Raw genomic sequence first — 825 nt, forward strand, 5'->3', positions numbered from 1 at the left:
CTGTTTATTTACGAAACTTTATCACACCCTCTGAAAGTGTCTTATTAACTCAAGGTCAAGAAGCCATGGTATTAAGGACGAGAGATATGTTGATGAAAACACTTATCCCTGAGTTTAAGGCCTATATTAAAATATTGACTGGGATGGAAATCAGTGAATTTTATTACGATTGGGGAATTCATAATAAAAGTGGTATTTTTGTTTGCTTTGGTTCTTCACCGGAAACTGATCATTTAAATGATAAAAACTATGAAGGAAAAGAAAATATTCACTCAGAAATAAAAAGAATCAGCATTCAAGCCGAAAAGGAGCCAGGAGAAATCCATTCTATTCGATTAAACCCAAGAACATTAGTCGTAATTCGAAAAGGAATTTTGGTTCCAATCGAAAGAGAATTAATTCGATTAGGAAATTCCGAAACATTAAAGTTGGCAAAACGAAATCTTGAGAAAAGATTATTACATAATAGCAATCAATTTGAAACTATTCTTAAAACAAAAGTAAACGATATTTTTGTGGATTGGGATTTTAACTTGGATAAGAGTGCTATCGCGCTAATCCTATCACCAACTTCATAAAGGCGGAAGTGAGTTAGACAATATTTGAGCTAAACTTAAGTAAAGTGTGCTTAAGTTTAAAATTTCTGTCAATGAGGCAGTTGTTTTTTGTTAAACAAACGGAGGTTGGTCCTAGTAATTGTTAGAAAATTGAACGATGCGTTTTCCTTGTACTAAGCAAAAAACCTCTCTAAATTCCTGTTAATTTAGGAATTTCACGAGAGGTTTTTGATATGTTGCTATTCGAAAAATATTTCTGAGTATCTTC

General features: G+C 32.4%; 1 protein-coding gene. It reads left to right on the forward strand.

Going from position 1 to position 825, the window contains the following annotated elements:
- Positions 1–578: Na-translocating system protein MpsC family protein (locus V7161_RS18585; RefSeq protein WP_335714434.1), on the forward strand; the 578-nt coding region annotated here is incomplete at its 5' end.
- Positions 579–825: the final 247 nt, after the last annotated feature.

This window comes from Neobacillus drentensis (assembly GCF_036965425.1).
Taxonomy (GTDB): domain Bacteria; phylum Bacillota; class Bacilli; order Bacillales; family Cytobacillaceae; genus Neobacillus; species Neobacillus drentensis_F.